A 20893-nucleotide genomic window follows, 5' to 3' on the forward strand; every position below is an offset into this window, starting at 1 on the left:
ATGGCTCAGAACCACGACGTCGCCCTGACGGTAAACGGGCTGAAAACCTTCATGTACACCAACAAGCGCTGCAACAAGGCGGTGAACGGTGTCTCGTTCCAGATCAAGAAGGGCAAGACCCTGTGCATCGTGGGCGAAAGCGGCTGCGGCAAGAGCGTCACTGCCTCGGCGGTAATGCAGCTCCTGCCCACGCTCTCGCGCATCGAGGAAGGCGAGATCATCTATCACGCCGATCGCGGTGACATCCGCATCGACCAGCTCCCCCGCAACGGCCGCCAGATGCGCGCCATTCGCGGGGCCGAGATGGCCATGATCTTCCAGGATCCGATGACGGCGCTGAACCCGGTCTACACGGTCGGCTTCCAGATCATCGAGAACCTCAAGTACCACACGGCGCTCAAGGGCCGGCTGCTCAGGGACAAGGCCATCGACCTGCTGCGCTCGATGGGCATTCCGCTGCCGGAGCGGCGCGTCGACGAATTCCCGCACCGCTATTCGGGCGGCATGCGCCAGCGCGCCATGATCGCCATGGCCATGGCCTGCAACCCCAAGATCCTGATCGCCGACGAGCCGACCACGGCCCTCGATGTCACCATCCAGGCGCAGATCTTCGAACTCATGGACCGTCTCAAGAAAGAGCACGGCACCGCCATCATGCTGATCACCCACGACATGGGCGCGGTGGCCGAACTGGCTGACGACGTGGCCGTGATGTACATGGGCAATATCGTGGAAGCGGGCAATGTCGACGAGGTGCTGCGCAATCCCGTCCATCCCTATACGCGCGCCCTCCTGGCCTCGATCCCCGTGCTCGGCCGCGGCAGGAACCAGGACATCCAGGCCATTCCCGGCTCGACGCCCGACCCGTTCGACCGCCCGACCGGCTGCCAGTTCGCGCCTCGCTGCGCCTTTGCCAGCGATGTCTGCGCCGCCATGCCGGACGAGACCTTCGTCACCGATACCCACCGCGTCATGTGCTGGCGCTACGAGGAGTTCGCCCATGCAGCAGCACAATGAAGACGACGTGATCCTGCGCCTGCGGGACGTTAAAGTGCATTTCCCGCTCAAGGGCGGCTTCATGCAGAAGACCACCGCGCACGTGAAGGCGATCGACGGCGTCAATCTCGACGTCTATCGCGGCGAGGTGCTGGGGCTGGTGGGAGAGAGCGGCTGCGGCAAGACCACGCTCGGCAAGACCATCCTCCAGCTCATCCACGCCACCGACGGCGAGATCACCTATCGCTCGACCGACGACCAGGAAACCGACCTCACCAAGCTCAAGGACCACGAGCTTTTCCCGTATCGCAAGCGCCTGCAGATCGTCTTCCAGGACCCCCATTCCTCGCTGAACCCGGCTTTCACCATCTTCGGTTCGCTCGAGGACCCTCTCAAGAAATACGGCATCAAGTCGCGCGAGGAGCGCCGCAAGATCATCGGCGACCTGCTCGAGGCGGTGAACATGCGGCGCGAATACATGGACCGCTTCCCGCATGAGTTCTCGGGCGGCCAGCGCCAGCGCATCGGCATTGCCCGCGCGCTTTCCATCGAGCCGGAACTGATCATCTGCGATGAGGCGGTGAGCGCGCTCGACGTCTCGATCCAGGCGCAGGTCCTGCAACTGCTGATGAAGCTCAAGCAGGAAAAGAACCTCACCTACATCTTCATCACGCACGACCTGTCGGTCACCGAATATATCTGCGACCGCATCGCGGTGATGTATCTGGGCCGGATCGTGGAACTTTGCGCGTCCGAGGATCTCTACGCCCGGCGCCTCCATCCCTACACGCAGGCGCTGCTCTCGGCCATTCCGGTGGCGGATCTCGATAAGCAGACCAAGCGCATCGTGCTCGAGGGCGACGTGCCGAGCCCCGTCAATCCGCCCAGCGGCTGCCCGTTCCACCCGCGCTGCCAGTTCCGCAAGGACGTGTGCTCGCAGGTCGAGCCGAAGCTCAAGCGCTACCGGATCGACGGCCGCGACCATTACGCCGCCTGCCACCTTATAGACCTTCCCGAGGCTACGCCCGACGCGGCGTGAGCCTCCATTCCTGGAGCCATTGATGCCTGCCTTCGCTATCAAGAACATCACCGGTGTGATCCCGGCGATGGTGACCACGTTCGATGAGAACGAGAACTTCGACGAGGCGCGCATGCGCGCCGCGGTGCGCTTCCTCATCGACAGGAAGGTGCACGGCCTCTACCTCACCGGCAGCACCGGCGAGAGCTTCATGATGTCGCCCGAGGAGCGCAAGCGCGTCGTCGAAGTCGTGGTCGACGAGACCGCCGGCCGCATCCCGCTCATGGCCCATGTCGGCGCCATCAGCACCAAGCTGACCGTAGAACTGGCCCAGCATGCAGAGGAAGCCGGCATCGACGCCATTTCCTCGGTGCCGCCCTTCTACTGGGGCTTCTCGCAGGACCAGGTCTACAATTACTACAGCGACGTTACCGGCTCCACGAGCCTGCCGATGATCGCCTACAACGTGCCGCTGGCCGGTCTCTTCGGCTTCGACATGATCAAGCGCCTCTCGACCATCAAGGGGCTGGCCGGCATCAAGTACACCGCCACCACCCATTTCGAGATCATGCGGATCAAGGAAGAAATCTCGAAGGACTTCATCGTCTATTCGGGCGCTGACGAAATGGCGATGTCGGGCTTGAGCTTCGGCGCCGACGGCATCATCGGCTCGTTCTACAACCTCATTCCGGAAGTCTTCATCGCGCTCGACGCGGCCGTGAAGGCTGGCGACATGGAAGCGGCCAGGCAGTTCCAGGAAACTGCCAATGCCATCATTTTCTTTTCGCTGCCGCGCAACCCGATCGCCGCCATCAAGCGCGGCATGGCCTGGATGGGCGCCGATGCCGGCCTCTGCCGCAGCCCCTTCGGCAATTTCGACAAAGCGGGCGAAGAGGAACTCAAGGCCGGGTTCCGCAAGCTTAAGGCCGAACGCAAGCTCGAAGGCGTCGCCTTCCTCGACGCGATCTGAGGCGGCGATGAAACTCGTTCCGCTGACGCCCGGCGCCGCCGAACCCTTCGCCTATTCTGTCCGAGCCATCGGAGGGAAGGCTACAGAGGCGCCACTGGTTGCAGAGGTTGGAGACGTGCCCGGTCGGCACGTCTTTACGGTGCTTGCACCACAACCTGTGCCGCCCGATGCGATCGAACTCACCTTTCTCGAGCGACACCCTCATTCCACCCAGACGTTCCTGCCGATCAAGGTTGGGCGCTGGTTGGTCGTCGTTGCCCCGAAATTGCCCACCGGCGCGCCCGACCTAGATGGTGTGGAGGCTTACCTCGCTGGGCCGGGCGATGCCATCTGCATAGCCCGGGACGCCTGGCACGCCGGGCTGACCGTGCTCGACGAACCGGCAGAGGTCGGAATGCTGATGTGGCGCTCTGACAAGGGCGACGACGGCGTCGTCTTCAATCTCGACAAGCCTATCCGGCTTAAGATCTGAGAGACGGGAGCGCTTTTAAGTCGCTTTATAAACGGCGTTTTTCTTCTGGCGGTACCTTGCATCCGTGATGAACTCCCGAAATATGCGCGGGTCTATTCTTGCTTGGATATCGAAGTGACCGATTCTACGACTAAGCGGGTTGCCAGCAACTCGTACGAAAAGAAAGCCCGCGCGACACTGCTCCTGGCGCTTGTTGCCTCGGCCGCCGGGGGCGGGTGCACGACCCTGGGCACAGGGACCTCTACGTCGCCGCTTCTGGAGGATAACATGCCTTCCTCGCTCATCGAGCGCAGCGACACTCCCAAGCCGGTACAGATTTACGTCTAATTCGACGAACCGACGCCGCTAGTGTTTCGTATTGCGAGACGCGCGTTCCTTTACAGGAAATGCGCGTTTTGCTTCCCTTCAGGCGACATTGCGATGGAGGGTTCGCCGATGGGCGAGAAACTGAATTTCGATAGATCGGCCAAGGTTATTGCGGAGAACTCCAGGTTCGTGGCGGGCGGGGTTAACTCCAACTTCCGTCTCGGAATGCAGCCGGGGCCGCTCGTCTTCGAACGCGGGGAGGGGCCCTACCTCTTCGACGTCGATGGCAACCGCCTGATCGACTACTATTGTGGAATGGGCGCAATGGTCCTCGGCCACAATCCCCTGGGCGTGCGCCAGGCGGTCAAAGATCAGGTCGATCGAGGCATTCTCTTTGCGGGGCAGGCGCCCATCGAGTTCGAAGCCGCCCGCATCATCTGCGAGCGCATCCCTTCGGCCGAGCGCATTCGCTTCGGCTCATCTGGCTCGGAGGTAGCGCAGGCAGCGATGCGCCTTGCACGGGCCGCCACCGGCCGTCGAACGATCGTCAAGTTCGAAGGCCATTACCACGGTTGGTTCGACAATATCCTCTGGTCCACCGCGCCCGCACTCGATGTGGCAGGGCCGGAAGGGGCACCCACGGCCGTTGGTGGGAGCAAGGGGCAGGATCCGTCCGAAGCGGCTGGCCTTTCGATCCTGGGCTGGAACGATTTGGCTGCCGTGGAGGCCCGCCTCGCCAAGGGTGACGTGGCTGCAGTTTTCATGGAAGCGGCAATGTGCAATCAGGGCGCAATCTCCCCGGCACCGGGATATCTCGAGGGCGTCCAGGCGGCTTGTCGCAAGCACGGTACGCTTCTGATCTTCGATGAGGTAATCACCGGCTTCCGCCTAGGGCAGGGCGGTGCCCAGAAGCTCTTCGGCGTGACGCCCGATATCTCCATCTTCGCCAAGGCTATTGCCAACGGTTTTCCGGTTGCCGCGATCGCCGGTCGCGCCGACCTGATCGACATGTTCGCCACCGGCGGCGTTTTGCATGGTGGAACGTTCAACGCGCAGCCCGTCGCGATGGCAGCGATGATCGGAACCCAACAGGGCCTCACGGGCGAGCACCACGAGCGCACTTCCGTTTTCGGTGATCGTCTCCAGGCTGGCATCCGCGATATCCTCAAGGAGGCAGGTATCAAGGCCCAGGTTACCGGCTTCCCTTTGATGTTCCATGTTGCCTTCGGCTTGGAGGCTCCGGCCCGTAACTATCGTGAGATGGCCCGGTCCGACAAGAAAGGCTACAGCCTCTTCGCGCTCGCGTTGCTCCAAAGAGGCGTGCGCGTGCTTGAACGCGGTGCCTGGTTCGTCTCCTCCGAACATAAAGATGACGTGGTCGACGCCACCCTTGAAGTCGTCCGCGATGCTGCCCGTGAGGTCGCCCCCAAAATCGGCTGATCGGAAGGCTCAGATCCGGCGGTTCCCTGCCGCCGGATCTTCATGCGCGGCAATTGCACCGTTGCCGCGCTTTCCGGCATTGGTCTTGAAGTTGAAGTCTACTTCAATGAGTGCCTGCTTGATTTCCTCACCCAGCGCCGGGGTATAGCGGGTAGCAGGTACGGACACACTCACGGCCGCCACGACGCGTCCGTCGATGAAGACCGGTACGCCGATGCACACCACGCCATCATCGTTTTCCTCGAGGTCAAACGCCACTCGCTCGTGCCGAACCTCTTCAATCAGCGCAGCCAAGGTTTCCCGCGTTATCCCTGATCTGGTGGTCGTGCGCGACTTGAGATTGGCGCGATGAACCAGTGCTTCGCGGTGGGGGGCGGTCAACTGCGCGACGATGGCCCGACCGAGCGCCGTCGAATGAAAGGTGTCCCGCGTACCAGCCGGCACGCGCCATGCCAGCGGCCGCTGCGCTTCCAATACCGCGACGTAGTAGACGAACTGTCCTTCGAGCACGCCAAGGTTGATCGTTTCGTTGAATTTGGAATGCAGCGCCTTCATCAACGGCAGAGTCAGCATCTTGATGTCTTCCTGGCGCGCGTTGCGGCTGAGGTAGGCCATCTGGCTGGTCAGGTAATAGTCGCTGCTATCGGTCAACTGGTTCACGTATCCAAGGCCCACCAGCGTCTGGAGAATGCGGAACAGCGTCCCCTTGGGAAGGGCCGTCTCTTTGGCGATCTGTCGCAAGGGGGCCGGCTCGGCCATGTCAGCCATGATCTCGAGCACATGGAACGCCTTCACGAGCACGCCGATCGCGCTATCCTCGCGTTCCTTGCCTTCTGACTGGCCCAAGTTTGCCTCCCGACTGGTGAATGCTGGGAAGGTTGCGCGATCTTAGGGAAGGCGTCAACGGGTTTCGCTAAGCGATCCAGCCATCTCACATGGCAGAACGATCCGCCGATACACGTCCAGCCTGAACGTTGATTACCCGGTCGTAGTTTGCCGGAACCTGGGCGTGGGTGATGACGATTGTGGTCTTGCCGGCCGTGATCCGGGGGAGGTCGGCAAGGAAAGCGGATTCCGTTTCTGCGTCGAGGCCGCTGGTAGGTTCATCGAGCACGATGACCGAGGCGTTCGAGAGCAGGGTGCGGGCAAGGCACATCCGGCGGGCCTGGCCGGACGAAAGCGTCTTGCCGGCTTCGCCCAGCATAGTGTCGAGCGCACGGGGCAGGGAGCGGACGAAGTCGCCCAGGTGCACCGCATCCAGAGCCTGCCAGAGCGCTTCGTCGCTGGCATCGTTCCGGCCGATGAGCAGGTTGGCGCGGATAGTGTCGTGGAAGACTGGGGCGTCCTGGGTCATTAGCGCCACGCGCCGACGCAGGTCGGCCAACGCCACCGTACGGATGTCCACGCCGTTAAGGCGCACCCGACCGGCCTGGGGATCCACCAGCCGCAGCAGCAATTGCGCGATCGTCGACTTGCCAGAACCGCTCGGTCCACGGATCGCCACGCAACTGCCATCGGCGATGCCGAGGTTCACCCGCGACAGCACCCGTCGCCCCGGCCCATAGCCGAAGCTAACCCCTTCGAGGCTCATTGCGCCGCCGTCAGGGATGGGGCGGGGGGCGCCGGGATCGGTCACAGCGGGTTCCATCGTGGCAAGCTCCTGCAGGCGCTCAGCTGCGGCCGCCGCGCTTGCGAGACGTGCCGCGCTGCGCACGAGCATCGCGCAGGCTTCAAAACTGGCGATCACCGCCAGCAGTAGGCCTGCCATCAACGGTCCGCCGATACTGCCGGCTTCCAGGGCGGCGAGCCCCGCCACGAGCGTACCAATGGTCGCAATCGCCATCGAGCCTTGTACTGCGCCGGCAGCGAGCGTGCCGTGAAAGCCCAGCCTGCGGCGCGCCCGCGCGAGATCCCCTGCCGCCGCCTCGATCTGGTCGCGGGCACTTTGGGTTTCGCCGAAGATCACGAGGTCCTGCTGTCCCTCGATGCTATCGAGCGCGACACCGCGCAGGCGCCCACTCGCGGCCACGACCTCGGCGCCGGTGCGCCGCGAGGCTGCCACCAGAAGCACCGGCACCCCGATTGCTGCGCCAGCAAAAGCGAGCGCGTAGACCAGCGCTGCCCCGGGCAGCAGGAAAGCCAGCAGCGTCGTCATTGCGACTCCCGCGAGCACTGCCGTGCTGATGGGGCCCAGCGCCACCAGGAACACCGTGTCGAGCGCCTCGACGTCACCCAGCAGGCGGCTCACCAGGTCGCCGCGTCCAAGCCGCCGGCCAAGAGGGGCCAAGGGGAAGAGTCTGGCGAATAGCCACTGGCGCAGGTCGGAAAGCAGCTTGAGCGTGGCGTCGTGGCCCGAGAGCTTCTCTCCGTAGCGCGAAAGGATGCGGATGAAGGACAGGCCACGCACGCCAGCCGAGGGCGCAAAAAGATTGAATGCGGCGCCTGCCGTGCTCAGCGCGGCTGCCGTCAGGAACCAGCCCGATAGGCCGAGCAGCGCCGTGCCGGCTGCAAGCGTTACGAGCGAGAGCACGAGGGTCAGCGTCAGCGGCCCTTTCAGGCGCACGAAGAGCGGCAGGAATGCGAAAATGGCCCTCATGCTGCACCCCTTCCGTCTGTTCGGACCCGCGCCGGTCGGATCGTCGGCAGCAGCTTGCCGCCCGCCAGCCGAAAGACTTTGTCCATGCGTGCCGCCACGAACCGCGAGTGCGTGGCCACGACCAGCGTGCGGCCCTGCGCGAAGTCGAGCAGACCGTCGAGGACCAGCGCCTCCGTCTCGGGGTCGAGATGGGCCGTCGGTTCATCCAGAAGCATGAGGCCGGGGTCGCGCAGGTAGAGCCGGGCGAGGGCCACGCGCTGGATTTCCCCGCCGGACAGTCCCAGACCATCCTCGCCCAGGCGCGTCTCCAGTCCCTCAGGCAGCAGTCGGGCGAAGTCGGTTACCCGCGCGCGCTGGGCCGCCAGGGTTACGGCCGTGTCGCAGGCGCCGCGCCGGCCCAGCCGGATGTTGTCCGCAAGGCTGCCGGCGAAAATGCGTGGCCGCTGGTTCAGCATGGCCATCCGCTGCCGCAATCGGCCTTCGCCGATGTCGTTGAGCGGGGCGCCATCGATGGCGATCTCGCCCGTCGCGGCGCGTAGCCGGCCGATCGCTTCAAGGAGAGTGGATTTGCCGATCCCGCTTTCGCCCAGGATCGCGATCCGCGTCCCAGGAGCGACGTCAAGCGCAAGGCCTTCGATGACCGTTCGTCCCTGTGGCGTTTTGACCGTCAGCCCCTCGATCGCAAGCTTGGCCGCGCCTTCGTGGCGCAGCGGCGGGTTGTGGTACAGGGCAACGAGTGGAGTTGCATCGGGAAATCCCTCGGCCTGATTGGCAATTTCGGCGGCCGCGGCCTTGGCGGCGGCACGGTCGTGATAGTGGGCGGCCATCAGGCGCAGCGGCTGGTAGACCTCCGGTGCCAACAGCAGGCAGAAGAGGCCGGCCTGAAGCGTCAGTTCGGTGCCCCGCAACGTCACCAGATCAAGGAACGTGAGCCCGATATAAAGAGCCACGCCCGCCACTCCGAGTGCGGCGAAGAATTCGAGCACTGCCGAGCTGAGAAAGGCGATCCGCATCACTCGCATCGTACGCACGCGCAATTCTTCCGAAGCCGCCCGCGCTCCCGCCACCTCGGCGTCCTCTCGCCCGAAGAGCTTGAGGGTAACGAGCCCGCGCAGCCGGTCGGCGAAGCGGCCACCCAACCTGTTGAGGGCCTGCGCCTGGGCTTTGCTCGCCGCCTCGGCGCCCCACCCCGCCAGCGCCATGAAAACGGGGATGAGGGGCGCCGTCACGAGCAGCAGCAACCCCACGATCCAGTCGACAGGCATGACCACCACGGCGAAAGCCAGAGGCAGCATGGCGGCCTGCACGGCAGCCGGCAGGTAACGCACGAAGTAGCCTTCGAGCGCGTCCACCTGGTCGACCACCGTCCCAGACAGGGCACCGGAACTGCGCCCGGCGAACCAAATGGGCTCGCGCATGAGCATCTGTGCTGCAAGCCCGCCGCGTATCTTGAGCTTGATGGCTTCCCCTGAGTTGACGGCCAGCATCTCGCCGGCCATCGCCAGGGCGATGCGAGCGGTGAGCAGAGCGCCGAAAATGGCGATATCCATGCCCAGCAAAGCCAGTGGTCGGTGATCGATGATGGCGCCATGAAGCACACCGGCGAGCACATAGCATTGCGCCACCAACAGGGCTCCACTGAGCAGGGGCAGAGCGATGGCCACCCGCAAGCCTGCGCCGCCATCCGCCACGCACTTGCCTAGCCAGCGCGACGCCGCCCGTTCGGTAGATTCGACCATTGTGGTGCCCTTCGGAGTACAGGCGCACCTAGACTCATTATTTCGGCCTCCGCCTTGATCTGGATCAAGGAAACGGGCCTTGCCCTCGGCTAGCCGAGTGGGGCCGGCGCATTGTCGGCACAACGCGAGGCTGAGTCCCCCCATGGTCGATCCGATCGTCGTCGATCTGTCCCGTCTGCAATTTGCGGCGACAGCGATGTACCACTTCCTGTTCGTGCCGCTGACCTTAGGGTTGGCATTCCTGCTTGCCATCATGGAAAGCGTCTACGTCATGACCGGCCGCCCTATCTGGCGATCGATGACGCTGTTCTGGGGCGTGCTGTTCGGCATCAACTTCGCCATGGGCGTGGCCACCGGCATTGTCATGGAGTTCCAGTTCGGCATGAACTGGAGCTACTACAGCCACTACGTGGGCGACGTTTTCGGTGCGCCGCTGGCAATCGAAGGCCTCATGGCGTTCTTCCTGGAAGCCACTTTCATCGGGCTCTTCTTCTTTGGCTGGGACAGGCTCAAGCCTGTTACCCACCTTGCCGTCACCTGGTTGATGGCGCTCGGCGCCAATTTCTCGGCGCTCTGGATCCTCATCGCCAACGGCTGGATGCAGAACCCGGTTGGCGCCCAGTTCAACCCTGACACCATGCGCATGGAAGTCACCAACTTCATCGAGGTGATCTTCAATCCCGTTGCGCAGGCCAAGTTCGTTCACACCGTCAGCGCTGGCTATGTGACCGGCTCAGTCTTCGTGCTCGCCATCAGCGCGCTCTTCCTGCTGCAGGAGCGGCATCGCGATTTTGCCAAGCGCTCGATGGTCGTAGCCGCTAGCTTCGGCCTTGCCTCGGCGCTCTCCGTCGTCGTCCTGGGTGACGAAAGCGGCTACGTCGCTACCGAGCACCAGAAGATGAAGATCGCCGCCATGGAGGCGATGTACGAGACCGAGCCGGCGCCCGCCGCCCTCACGCTTTTCGCCATCCCCGGCGCCGATGGCCGTCCGGCCTTCCAGGTGCAGTTCCCCTGGGTCCTCGGCCTTATCACCACCCGCTCCATTGACCGCGACCTGCCCGGTATCACCGAACTGGTCGAACATGCCGCCTTGCGCATCGCCAATGGCCTGAAAGCCTATGTAGCCCTTCAGGACATTCGCGCCGGTGGTGGGGAAGAGGCCCGCGCCGCCTTCGATGCCTCCAAGGCCGACCTCGGTTATGCTCTGCTCCTCAAGCAGTACCGGCCGGATATCGAGAACGCCACCGGTGAGGAAATTACCAAGGCGGCGCTCGATACGGTGCCCGATGTCTGGCCGCTCTTCTGGAGCTTCCGCATCATGGTGGGCGTGGGCTTCTTCTTCATCGCCTTCTTTGCTTTCTGGTTCTGGAAAGCCTCGCGCCACACCCTCGAATCCCATCGCTGGCTGCTGCGTGTCGCCGTAATTGCGCTGCCGCTCCCCTGGCTCGCCATCGAAGCAGGTTGGCTCGTCGCCGAATATGGCCGCCAGCCCTGGGTCGTGGAGGGCGTGCTGCCAACGTTCTACGCCGCCTCGGGCCTGCACTTCTGGGATCTGGTGATCTCGCTGACCTTCTTCGTCACCGTCTATACCGTCCTTGCCATCGTGATGGTCTGGCTCATGGCCCGCGTCATCAAGGCCGGCCCCTCCGAGAAGTCCACCCTGGACGTACCCGCCGAACCGCTCCCGGTCGAACCCGTTCCCGCCGAACCTGTCCCCGCCAACTAAGGACGCCAGAACATGACCGCCATTCCACTCGACTATGAAGTTCTGCGTCTCATCTGGTGGGCGCTTCTTGGGATCCTGCTGATCGGCTTCGCCATCCTGGGCGGCATGGACCTGGGCGTAGGGGCGTTGCTGCCCTTCGCCGCCCGCACGGACGAGGAGCGCCGCGTGCTCCTCAATCTCTCCGGACCCACCTGGGAAGGCAACCAGGTCTGGCTGGTCCTCGGCGGCGGAGCCATCTTCGCCGCCTGGCCGCCGCTATATGCGGTGAGTTTCTCGGGGTTCTACCTGGCCATGATCGCCGTGCTCCTGGCGCTGATCCTGCGCCCGGTCGGCTTCAAGTTCCGCTCCAAGGTGCCGAGCGAAGGCTGGCGCAATGTCTGGGATTGGGCCCTGTTCGTCGGCGGTTTCGTGCCGGCGCTGATCTTCGGGGTGGCCGTGGGCAACCTCTTCCTCGGAGCTCCCTTCCGGCTCGACGACACGCTGCGTGCCACCTACGAGGGCAACTTCTTCGGCTTGCTCACGCCGTTCGCGCTCCTTGCGGGCCTCGTCAGTGTCGCCATGCTGCTCACGCAGGGCGCCACGATCATCGCCGCGCGCACCAGCGGGTCCGTTGCCGAACGTGCCCGCCAGTATGGGCAGTGGGCGGCCCTCGCGACTATCGTGCTCTTTGTCCTGGGTGGCGTCGTCGCGCTCTGGATGCTCAACGGCTATACCGTCACCAGTGTCCAGGACCCGCTCGGTCCGTCCAACCCGCTCGGCAAGACCGTGGTCGTGGCCCCTGGCGCGTGGCGCGCCAACTACACCAACTATCCTTGGATGATGCTGGCGCCTATCCTCGCCATCGTCGGCAGCCTTGCTGCCTGGCTCGGGCTGCGGGCGCGGGCAGGGCTCTGGGCATTTGCCGGCTCGAGCCTTGCGATCGCCGGCGTCATCGCCACTGCCGGCCTGACGCTCTTTCCCTTCTTCATGCCGTCTTCGGCCGATCCAGGAGTGAGCCTGACCGTCTGGGATGCCTCATCGAGCCATCTGACGCTCTTCATCATGCTGGTGGTGACGGTGGTCTTCCTGCCGATCGTGCTGGCCTACACCGCGTGGGTCTATCGCGTCATGCGCGGCCCGGTCACGGTCGGCACCACTCTCAAGCGCAACCCGAACGCCTACTAGGAGACGGCAATGTGGTATTTTTCTTGGATCCTGGGCGTAAGCCTGGCCTGCAGCTTCAGCATTCTCAACGCCATGTGGTTTGAGCTGCGCGAAGACAAGAAGAACGGCAGGTAACGCTTGCGGCGATCGGGGCAGGGCTCCGATCGCCGTCTATTTTCAGGACACTCAGGCCGACGTCACGCGCCAGATCGTGTCGCCCGCATCGTCCGCCACCAGCAGGCTGCCATCGGCGGCCATCGCCACGCCCACAGGGCGTCCATAGGCCGAACGCTCGTCCGCCGTCAGGAACCCCGAGAGAATCTCGCGCGGCATGCCCGCCGGACGTCCTTCCGCAAATGCCACGAACACCACCTTGTAGCCGCTGAGCTTGGAGCGGTTCCACGAACCGTGCTGGCCGATCACCATGCCTGCGCCGAACCCATTGAGTGTACCGTCCGGCAACCAGGCGAGGCCGAGCGAGGCGGTGTGCCCGCCCAGGGCGTAATCCGGCGTGATGGAGCTTGCGACGAGCGCCGGATTTGCCGGCTGCACGCGGTCGTCAACAATCTGGTCCCAATAGCTGTAGGGCCAGCCATAGAAGCCGCCATCCTTGACCGAGGTCAGGTAGTCCGGCGGCGTCTCGTCGCCCAACCCGTCCCGCTCGTTGACCACCGTCCAGAGGGCGCCGGTCGTCGGCTCGAATGCCATGCCCACCGCATTGCGGAGCCCCGAGGCGAAGATGCGGCTCTTGCCGGTGGCAAGGTCGAGCTCGTGGATGGCCGCGCGGTCGACCTCGGCCTCGAACCCCTGCTCGGCAATGTTGCTGAGCGAACCAACGCCCACATAGAGCTTGGTCTGGTCGTGGCTGACGAAGAGGTTGCGCGTCCAATGTCCGCCCGGCTTCATATCCATCAGCTTGCGGCCGGCGCCGGTAATCCGCGTTGCGCCCTCGACATAGGGGTAGGCCACCACGCTGTCGGTATTGCCCACGTAGAAGGTGTCGCCAACCAGTGCCATGCCGAACGGCTGGTTGAGCCCGCTCAGGAAGACTTCGCGGATTTCGGGCACGCCGTCTCCGTCCGCATCGCGCAGCAGGATGATCCTGTTAGCGCTCTTGCGGATGGCGCCGACCCGTCGCATGACGAAATTACGCGCCAGATCCATCAACTGGGTAATGCGGCCGGGGAGGGACGCCGATTCAGCGACCAGCACGTCCCCATTTGGCAGCACGTATATCCAGCGCGGATGTTCCATGCCGCGCGCGAACGCAGTTACCTTGAGGCCAGCTGCCACGTCCGGAGTCTGGTTGTCCGCCCAGCCCTTGATATTGGGGGTCTTGAGCGTGGGCCGGTTGCCCTGCGAAATCGCCTCTGGAATGGACGGTGCCGTTCCGAATACGGGCGCCATATTGCCGCCTTTGCCGCGGCCGGCGTTTGAGCGAAGGACAAAAAACGCGATAGCAGCGAGAACGACGACAATTATCAGCGCAAGAACGGCACTTGCAGTCACGGCATATCTCCGGGCGGGGTGGGCCGGCCGAACGGCGGCCCGAAAGGGAAAGACACTTTCTGCTGGAATTAGCCAGCGCGTGCAACACCCAAGCGCCCTTTTGCCCGCCTCTCGGCTAGGACTTGGTCGTCCCCGTCTCGATCGAGACTTCCACTGACATGCCTGGCAGCAATTGCGGTGCCAGCGCCTGGTCGGGATCGATCTCGATGCGCACCGGAATGCGTTGGGCGACCTTCGTGAAGTTGCCCGTGGCATTATCCGGCTTGAGGACGCTGAACTCGGACCCCGCGGCGGGCGAAATCTCCGAGATGTGCCCGGTGAGCCTCCCTGCCGAGAGGGCATCGACGGTGAAGCTTGCCTCCTGGCCGACCTTGAGACCTGCCATCTGCGTTTCCTTGAAGTTGGCGATGACCCAGGTCCGCGGCGGCGTCACCGACGTTAGCTGCGTGCCGACCGACACGTATTGCCCCACCCGCGCTGTCACCTCGCCCAGCCGTCCGTCCACGGGGGCGACGACACGGGTGTTGCTCAGGTTGATCTGAGCAAGTTGCACGGCCGCTTCCGCGCCCTTGACGGCAGCCTCGAGACCGGGCTTCCCTGCCTCGACGAGCGCTAGGTTCTGCTCGGCGATGGCGACGGAAGCCTTCGCCTGCTCAACACCCGCCTCAGCCTGGGCCAAGGCGGCCGTCGCTTGGTCGGCGCTCGATTGCGCCGCGATGCCGGACTTGAGGAGCGAGGAATTACGCCCCGCGTCTCGTTGCGCCTTTTCGAGCGAGGCCTCGGCGGCTACCAGTTGCGCTTCGGCAAGTTCGACGCTCGACTTTTTGGAGGCGTGGTTGGCGTCATAGTTGGCCAACGCACTTTGCTGCTGCCCGAGCGTAGCCTGTGCCTGCGCCAGTTGCTGGCTATAGATGCGGTCATCGAGCTGGACCAGCAGGTCGCCCTTCTTGACCGTCAGGTAGTCGGTCACCGGTACCTGGACCACATAGCCCGCCAGTTGCGGAGCCAGGATTGTCACCTGCCCCTTCACATAGGCGTTGTTGGTCGATTGCACGCTGGAGGTGAATGGCGGGAGCTGCCAGGCGTAGAGCACCACCAGGATACCGGCGATCCCGGCGAGCAATGCCGGAACGGTGGCCTTTGAGAATACGAGTTCCTTGAAACGCATCGAAGTTACTTTCTGGTCGGATCAGGCGGGTTGCGCCTTGGGCTGGGCGGCGGTCTTCTTGACCGCCCCCAGCGCGAGATGAATGAGCAGAACGGCGATGGTGGCGAGGGTGGCCACGAAAATCACCATGAAAAGATCGTTGTAGGCCAATACGTTGGCCTGCTGCGTTGCCGACTGACCCAGCAGCGCCAGCCCTTTGGCGTCGCGAAGCGCTGGGTCGGTCAGCACCTTGGCGTAGGCGCCGCCATAGGCCTGGATGCGTTGCGCCACCATCGGATCGAGCAGGGTAATGCCCTGGGCCATGACATTGGAATGAAACTGCTCGCGCAGGGCCACGAACGTGGTCATCGTCGCCGACCCCAGCAGGCCGCCGAGAGTCTGCGTGGTCAGAAACACAGTCAGGAACGACAGGATGTATTGCGGCCCCTTTGCCATCGCCCTGGCGAAGCCATGAAGCATCGCGGGCGGCAGGAAGATGGCCGCCGCAAAGCTCATGATCGCCTGGCTGACATAGAACTGTTCCGGGCGGCTAAGCACCGAGCTGTGTGCGTCCATCCACGCCGCGACAGCCACCATCACCAGCGCCAGCAGGTGGAGGTAGGGCGTGCGCTGCGGCTTGATCACGCTCGTCAGCCAGAAGGTCGCCGCGACGGTCACCACCGTGATGATGCCGAAGAGTGGCAACAATTGGTCACTGCCCATCCCCAGCACCGTAAACAGCCCGATCGCTCCCACCGATTGCTCGGAGAGCAGGATGCGGACCGCGATGAGGGCGCCGGCAAAAGTGAGCATGTCGGGCGTAAAGAGCCAGCGGAGATCGATCATGGGCTGCTTGCGGTGCAGTTCCACGAGCGCCAGCAACACCAGTGAGCCGATCCCCGTTGCTCCTAGCACGCCCAGCCACGGCGCTTCGAACCACCAGTAGGCCCGCCCCATCGACAGCACCACGGCAAGCGAGCCGAACCCGGTTGCCAGTAGCGGAAAGCTGATGAGGTCGTCCCTGTCGAAGGACTTTTGCCGAGGCGGATGCGTGATCGGTACGAGGAAGATCACTGCCAGCGCCACCAGCGCCAGCCCCACTTCCATCAGGTAGAGCCCATGCCATTCCCCGTTCTGAAGAAGCTGCGGCGACATCACGCGCGCCAGCGGCAGCGCCAGGCTGTTGCCGATCATTCCGAAACAGATGCCGATGGTCATCTTCCTGGCAGGCGGCAGCCACTCGAGCATGTAGAAGAAGGCGAGAGTCGAAAGCGGGGCGGCCGCCACACCCATCATTGCGCGTACGATCAGAGCCGAGCGCAGATCGTTGCTGAACATGTGGGCCACAACCAGCAGCACATAGACGATAATGCCGATTTCGGCGAACCGGCGCATGCCGAACTGGTTGCGGATTTTGAACATAAGCAAGGTGCCGGTCATGTTGGTGGCGAAATACGCCGCCGGCAGCCAACTCACTTCCTGCTGCGTTGCGCCGAAATAGGCCTGCAGGTTCGTCAGGTTCGCCGTAATGAGGTTTAGCCCAAGCCCCTGGGTCAGCCCAAGCACCACCGAGGAAGCAGCGTAGATCGCCGCCTTCCACATGGGGAACGGCACGAAGGGCGGCGGCGCTGGCCGGGCAGGGGGCTGGGGTTCCGGTATGGTGGACGCGTTCTCGGTCACCGTCTCGGCCGCAGCCTGTGCGCTTTCGCGCTCAACTGTGTAGACGCGCTCGCTCAAAGCACCGACTCGCGATCGGCGTGTGCCCAGCGACGCGCTGGCCCCATGGCATTGACGTTTCTGAGTACGGTGTCGAGCACACGCTTTGTCGTGGCCAGATCCTCATCCGAGATGTCATCGAGCACGTTCCGGTAGAGCATGCGCGACTCGTGCACCACTTCCTCCGCGATAGGGCGCCCCGCTTCTGTCAGCTCGATGATCTTGGCGCGCCGATCCGTCTCGGAGGGGCGGCGGCGGATATGGCCGAGGGTCTCGAGGCCATCGAGAATGCGCACGGCTGTCGGGTTTTCCACGCGTAGGTAGTCGGTCACGTCCGATTGGGTGGCGCCTTGCGGCAGCTTCTTGGCCAAGAACCACAGCACACGGCCACGCGCTGCCGTTATCCCCATTTCGCGCAACTGCGCGTCAAAAAGGGTCTGGAGGGCTCGGGCTGTTCCGACGAGAGCGGCAATGAGGCTCTGTTTGCTGGGTAGGTCTGACATTGTTAGGAATCCATTATGTAGGGAGCTACATATATGTGTGCTTAGATATAAAGCCATGCGGCGTGTTGTCCAGTGCACTGGAAGCGTGGCTGTCATGCACGCGGCATGGCTTGGCATCGTGATTTCTTACGAGTGACGCGCATCGATTTGCGGCGGAAACTCCCTGGCGTGGGGGTTCTGATGACGTTGGTCGGGCAGGCAACCGTTACGCGAGAGGAAAGTCCTGCGAGGGCCGTTGGCCTGCGTTCACGGGCCTTCGTCAAGCGCCTGCTCGACCTCGTGCTCGCCATCCTGGGCCTGATCGCTCTGAGCCCGTTGCTGGTAGTCATCTCGGTCGCGATCCGGCTCGATACGCCCGGTCCGGCCTTCTTCCGGCAGGTCCGCGTCGGAAGGAATGGGCAGCCGTTCCTGATCATCAAGTTCCGCACGCTGCGGATCGAGGGTGCCGATCCGACGGGCCTCGCTCTTGTCGCCGAAGGCGATGGGCGTCTTACCGGCCTCGGCCACTTCCTCCGGCGCACCAGCCTTGACGAACTACCTCAGTTGCTCAACGTCGTGATGGGCGACATGGCGCTGGTGGGGCCGCGCCCCCATGTTCCCGGGATGCTGGTTTGCGGCGAGCCCTATGAGGTGGTAGTGCCAGACTACACCCGCCGCCATGCCGTCCGCCCCGGTCTCACGGGGTGGGCTCAGATCGCCGGTCTGCGCGGCCCGGTTACCGATGTCGCCCACGCCCGCGCGCGCACCGAGCATGACCTCGCCTATATCCGCAGCCAATCCCTGGCGCTCGACCTCAAGATCATCGGCCTCACCGTCTGGCGAGAGGTGATCCTGCGGATAGTCCGCCGCTAACAACGTCGTCGCTTCGACATCGATTCGGCCCTATCGTTCGTTCGCTTCGCCGAGGCGGCGGAGTAGGGCGCTAGCCGCGCCCGAAATCGTCTTCGATGCGGATGATGTCGTCCTCGCCGAGGTACGAACCCGTCTGTACTTCGATGAGCTCGAGCAGGATCTTGCCGGGGTTCGCCAGCCGGTGCGTGCATCCGAGCGGCAGGTAGATGGATTCGTTTTCGGTAAGCATGGCGATCTTGCCGTCCACGGTCACCTCGGCCGTTCCGCGGACCACCACCCAATGTTCGGAGCGATGGTGGTGACGCTGCAGCGAGAGTTTCTTGCCCGGTTTGACGAAGAGCCGCTTCACCTGGAACCGATCCCCGTTGAGGATTGAGGAGTATCCGCCCCAGGGCCTGTAGGAGGTACGGTGGGTCTCGGTGAGTTCGCGCGTCTGCACGCTGTTGCGCAGAACCTTGACCATCGGTCCGACCTTCTGGGCCTCCGAAAGCCTGCCGACATAAATGGCGTCTTCGCTGGCGATGACAGCCACGTCGTCAAGGCCTTCGATGGCAACATGAGCCTTCTCGGTAACGACCAGCGAGCGCGAGGTGTTGCTGATGGTCACCGGCCCGTTGGCGACGTTCTGCGCGGCGTCCTTCTCGCTCACCTTCCAGACCGCGTCCCAGCTCCCCAGGTCCGACCAGGCGAAGGACACCGGCAACACCGCTGCCCGATCCGTTTTTTCGAAGATCGCATAGTCCACCGAGATGTCGGGTGCCTTCGCAAAGGTCTCCGCGTCGATGCGGACGAAGTCGAGATCGCTCATGGCCCTCTCGACGCTGGCTTCCACAGCCTCGATCGTCGCCGGAGCGAGACGCCGGCACTCCTCGATGAAGGTGCCGGCACCCAGCATGAACATCCCGGAGTTCCAGTAGAACCCGCCTGCGGCCAGCATCTCTTCGGCGCGCGGACGCAAGGGTTTCTCCACGAAGCGTGCGACGGCCCGAACCTCGCCTGAAATCGGCGCGCCACCTTCGATGTACCCATACCCGGTCTCAGGCGCGGTCGGCATGATGCCGAAAGTTACCAGCCGGCCGGCGCGCGCGGCGTCGGCGGCCTCGTCGACTGCCGCCCAATAGCCCCCGTCTGCTTCCACGGCATGGTCCGACGGCAGCACATGCAGGATCACATCGGGCCCGAAGTGCTTCGCGCCGTAGACCGCCGCCGCCGCGATCGCCGCCGCCGTATTGCGGGCCACCGGTTCGAGCAGCATCGCCGTCAGCGATACGCCCACTTCCTGGGCCTGCTCGGCCACGAGGAAGCGATAGTCGGCATTGGTCAGGACCAGGGGCGGCAGGTACCGCGTGGTATCGGCCACCCGCTGCAGCGTCGCCTGGAACAGGCTCGTCGCGCCTGTGAGCGGCAGGAATTGCTTGGGCCGCGTCGATCGCGACATCGGCCAGAGCCTTGTTCCCTGGCCGCCCGCCAACACCACGGGCAAGATGAGTGCCGCCATGTAGTTTGCCTCCGTTTAGCCCTGTCGATCCGAGGTGTTTGCAGGAATTCCCCGTCGAAGGCCAGTCGATCTTAAAGAGTATCCGCACCCGGCACATCCCGAAGGCACCTGCAATTGGGATTTATAACGATACCAGAGGGAACCGGTCCGCCGTATGGCTCGCTTCTAGATAGTATTTTCTGATTTTGAGTATCCGCCTCCGGCGGGTGTTTGCCAGGAAGCATTGCATGGCCTTTGAGGGAAAGGACGAGAGGGCGCGCAACGTCCGCGTCGAGGATGTGGCACGGGAGGCTGGAGTGTCCCCGATCACCGTGTCGCGCGCGCTGAGCACCCCCGAGATCGTCAAGCCCGAAACGCGCGAACGCGTGCTGCGCGCCGTGGAAAAGACCGGCTACGTGGTCAATACGCTTGCGTCCAGCCTACGGTCCGGACGCTCCTCGTTCATCGCCATGTTCGTTTCCAACATCGAGAACCCGCACTTTGCGCGCGCCACGCGCGGCTGCGCCGATGCCCTGGAGAACAGCGGCTTCCATCTCATGATGGCCCAGACCAACTATTCGGCCCGCCTCGAGGCCGATTTCGTTGGCTCTGTGTTGCCGCTACGTCCCGCCGCCCTGATCTTCACCGGGGTCGTGCAGGCGCCGACCACCAAGACCCTCATTCGCTCGCGCGGCATGGCGGTGATGGAGATGTGGGACCATGTGGAAGATCCGCTCGACATGCTGGTTGGCTTCTCCAATCTGGATGGCGGTCGTCTCATGGGCGAACATTTCGGACGTGCCGGGTTCAGGAACATAGCCTATGTCGGTCGTACACAGGATCGGGGTGCCCAGCGTCTTGCCGGGTTCAGGGAAGGGCTTGCCGCAACCGGGGCGGAACTCGGCCACGTTGCCCCGCTCGATGGCCATCCTCCTGTGATCGCCGATGGCGCCCAGGCTCTCCGAACGGTGATGCAGCGATATCCGCAGGTCGACGCCATCTTTTTCTCGTCCGATGTCCTTGCGGTAGGCGCTTCGCTCGAAGCCGCCCGTGACGATGCCACCAGCCACGTCGCCTTTGCCGGCTACGGCGATTCCGGTCTCGCCGAGGCGCTGCCCGTGCCGCTCACGACGGTCCATGTCTCCAGTTACGAAATGGGCTTCCGTGCCGGCAAGATGCTGCTTCGTCGCCTCGCGGGAGAATCTGTGAGGGAGCGGAGCATCGTTCTCCCAAACGAGTTGCGCATTCGCCAGAGCACCGCGCGCTTCATCAATTAAACAAGG

Annotated in this window: 19 protein-coding genes; 11 read left to right on the forward strand and 8 right to left on the reverse strand. The window is 63.8% G+C overall.

The window, feature by feature from the left end:
- The 6 genes from FNA67_RS09060 to FNA67_RS09085 all read left to right on the forward strand — a co-directional run bounded on the left by FNA67_RS09060 (position 1) and on the right by FNA67_RS09085 (position 5202).
- Positions 1 to 1017, forward strand: coding sequence for an ABC transporter ATP-binding protein (locus FNA67_RS09060; RefSeq protein ID WP_147655815.1), 1017 nt, complete (start codon positions 1 to 3; stop codon positions 1015 to 1017).
- Positions 1001 to 2035 (forward strand): ABC transporter ATP-binding protein, encoded by a 1035-nt coding sequence (locus tag FNA67_RS09065; protein ID WP_147655816.1) that lies wholly within the window; start codon positions 1001 to 1003, stop codon positions 2033 to 2035. The genes FNA67_RS09060 and FNA67_RS09065 overlap by 17 nt, the downstream gene beginning before the upstream one ends.
- Before the next feature lie 22 nt (positions 2036 to 2057).
- On the forward strand, positions 2058 to 2984 hold the full coding sequence (locus FNA67_RS09070) for a dihydrodipicolinate synthase family protein (RefSeq protein ID WP_049704882.1): 927 nt from the start codon (positions 2058 to 2060) through the stop codon (positions 2982 to 2984).
- 7 nt (positions 2985 to 2991) lie between these two features.
- Positions 2992 to 3456, forward strand: a complete 465-nt coding sequence (locus FNA67_RS09075; protein WP_049704883.1) for an ureidoglycolate lyase — start codon at positions 2992 to 2994, stop codon at positions 3454 to 3456.
- A 114-nt stretch (positions 3457 to 3570) separates the two neighbouring features.
- Entirely contained in the window at positions 3571 to 3783 is a 213-nt protein-coding gene (locus FNA67_RS09080) for a hypothetical protein (protein ID WP_147655817.1), read from the forward strand.
- Between the two features lie 108 nt (positions 3784 to 3891).
- A complete protein-coding gene (locus FNA67_RS09085; RefSeq protein ID WP_244616566.1) occupies positions 3892 to 5202 on the forward strand; it encodes an aspartate aminotransferase family protein in 1311 nt (436 codons plus the stop codon).
- Positions 5203 to 5211: 9 nt separating this feature from the next.
- Here FNA67_RS09085 and FNA67_RS09090 read toward each other — a convergent pair whose 3' ends face one another.
- From FNA67_RS09090 to cydD, 3 genes are all read right to left on the reverse strand, one after another.
- Complete coding sequence (locus FNA67_RS09090) at positions 5212 to 6048, reverse strand: IclR family transcriptional regulator (protein WP_147655818.1); 837 nt, start codon at positions 6046 to 6048, stop codon at positions 5212 to 5214.
- 85 nt (positions 6049 to 6133) lie between these two features.
- Positions 6134 to 7798, reverse strand: coding sequence for a thiol reductant ABC exporter subunit CydC (gene cydC, locus FNA67_RS09095; RefSeq protein WP_147655819.1), 1665 nt, complete (start codon positions 7796 to 7798; stop codon positions 6134 to 6136).
- Complete coding sequence (cydD, locus tag FNA67_RS09100; protein WP_147655820.1) at positions 7795 to 9537, reverse strand: thiol reductant ABC exporter subunit CydD; 1743 nt, start codon at positions 9535 to 9537, stop codon at positions 7795 to 7797. The genes cydC and cydD overlap by 4 nt, the downstream gene beginning before the upstream one ends.
- Before the next feature lie 142 nt (positions 9538 to 9679).
- Here cydD and FNA67_RS09105 point away from each other — a divergent pair, with 142 nt between their 5' ends.
- The 3 genes from FNA67_RS09105 to cydX are packed head-to-tail and all read left to right on the forward strand — an operon-like array spanning position 9680 to position 12541.
- On the forward strand, positions 9680 to 11263 hold the full coding sequence (locus tag FNA67_RS09105) for a cytochrome ubiquinol oxidase subunit I (RefSeq protein WP_147655821.1): 1584 nt from the start codon (positions 9680 to 9682) through the stop codon (positions 11261 to 11263).
- A gap of 12 nt (positions 11264 to 11275) precedes the next feature.
- Positions 11276 to 12427 carry a cytochrome d ubiquinol oxidase subunit II gene (gene cydB / locus FNA67_RS09110; protein WP_147655822.1) on the forward strand — a complete coding sequence of 384 codons (1152 nt, stop codon included), beginning with the start codon at positions 11276 to 11278 and terminating at the stop codon, positions 12425 to 12427.
- A gap of 9 nt (positions 12428 to 12436) precedes the next feature.
- Complete coding sequence (cydX, locus tag FNA67_RS09115) at positions 12437 to 12541, forward strand: cytochrome bd-I oxidase subunit CydX (protein WP_049704890.1); 105 nt, start codon at positions 12437 to 12439, stop codon at positions 12539 to 12541.
- A gap of 51 nt (positions 12542 to 12592) precedes the next feature.
- Here the strand turns inward: cydX and FNA67_RS09120 are convergent, their stop codons facing one another.
- The 4 genes from FNA67_RS09120 to FNA67_RS09135 all read right to left on the reverse strand — a co-directional run bounded on the left by FNA67_RS09120 (position 12593) and on the right by FNA67_RS09135 (position 17281).
- Positions 12593 to 13885: a PQQ-dependent sugar dehydrogenase gene (locus FNA67_RS09120; RefSeq protein ID WP_371874378.1), complete on the reverse strand. Its 1293-nt coding sequence runs from the start codon at positions 13883 to 13885 to the stop codon at positions 12593 to 12595.
- A 145-nt stretch (positions 13886 to 14030) separates the two neighbouring features.
- Positions 14031 to 15083: an HlyD family secretion protein gene (locus tag FNA67_RS09125; protein ID WP_147655823.1), complete on the reverse strand. Its 1053-nt coding sequence runs from the start codon at positions 15081 to 15083 to the stop codon at positions 14031 to 14033.
- Positions 15084 to 15104: 21 nt separating this feature from the next.
- The gene (locus FNA67_RS09130) at positions 15105 to 16799 is read right to left on the reverse strand and encodes an MFS transporter (protein WP_244616568.1); all 1695 of its coding nucleotides are present in this window, start codon (positions 16797 to 16799) and stop codon (positions 15105 to 15107) included.
- Positions 16796 to 17281, reverse strand: a complete 486-nt coding sequence (locus tag FNA67_RS09135; protein WP_170267262.1) for a MarR family winged helix-turn-helix transcriptional regulator — start codon at positions 17279 to 17281, stop codon at positions 16796 to 16798. Before FNA67_RS09135 ends, FNA67_RS09130 begins: the two co-directional genes overlap by 4 nt.
- Before the next feature lie 180 nt (positions 17282 to 17461).
- Here FNA67_RS09135 and FNA67_RS09140 point away from each other — a divergent pair, with 180 nt between their 5' ends.
- Positions 17462 to 18133 carry a sugar transferase gene (locus tag FNA67_RS09140; RefSeq protein ID WP_170267263.1) on the forward strand — a complete coding sequence of 224 codons (672 nt, stop codon included), beginning with the start codon at positions 17462 to 17464 and terminating at the stop codon, positions 18131 to 18133.
- A 70-nt stretch (positions 18134 to 18203) separates the two neighbouring features.
- On the opposite strand, the gene FNA67_RS09145 is transcribed toward FNA67_RS09140, so the two are convergent.
- A complete protein-coding gene (locus FNA67_RS09145) occupies positions 18204 to 19631 on the reverse strand; it encodes a mannose-1-phosphate guanylyltransferase/mannose-6-phosphate isomerase (RefSeq protein WP_049704893.1) in 1428 nt (475 codons plus the stop codon).
- A 227-nt stretch (positions 19632 to 19858) separates the two neighbouring features.
- Between FNA67_RS09145 and FNA67_RS09150 the strand changes: the two genes are divergently transcribed.
- Positions 19859 to 20887, forward strand: a complete 1029-nt coding sequence (locus tag FNA67_RS09150; protein WP_147655826.1) for a LacI family DNA-binding transcriptional regulator — start codon at positions 19859 to 19861, stop codon at positions 20885 to 20887.
- The last annotated feature ends 6 nt before the right edge of the window (positions 20888 to 20893 follow it).

The organism is Youhaiella tibetensis, assembly GCF_008000755.1.
Lineage (GTDB): Bacteria > Pseudomonadota > Alphaproteobacteria > Rhizobiales > Devosiaceae > Paradevosia > Paradevosia tibetensis.